Here is a 381-nt window from a genome sequence, read left to right on the forward strand (position 1 = left end):
CATTGTTTGCCAATCCGATTGGCTGCCCATTAAAATCGCTACATCACATGATTTTTTAGTCATTCTATATCCTTTTCAAGTGTTTAATGCGATTCTTCCCCTTCTTTATTTAAGGGTTTTACATTTTCTTTGCAAAGCCAATGTTGGCGAGGGGGATGATAGGTAACAGTTTTTTCAAGGGCGTTTTATAGGGGGTGGATATTTTCACAAAACAGAGTCTTTACAGATGTTTGAAAAAATGATGATGGGTGTTTCTTCTTGATTTATCATTGAAGCGTTGGAAAAAAGATTTAACAATCTGCCCATGGCAAAAATAACCCCTTCAAACCAGATGATAAAAAACCTTGTTTAAATTGGAATTAAATGAGGGCTTGAAAATCT

1 pseudogene is annotated in these 381 nt (G+C 35.2%); it reads right to left on the reverse strand.

The window, feature by feature from the left end:
• Positions 1 to 63: pseudogene (gene purE / locus J7R10_RS10295) on the reverse strand (5-(carboxyamino)imidazole ribonucleotide mutase); the annotation flags it as partial.
• Positions 64 to 381: the final 318 nt, after the last annotated feature.

The sequence above is a fragment of the Bartonella vinsonii subsp. berkhoffii ATCC 51672 genome (assembly GCF_902825225.1).
Classification (GTDB): Bacteria; Pseudomonadota; Alphaproteobacteria; order Rhizobiales; family Rhizobiaceae; genus Bartonella; species Bartonella berkhoffii.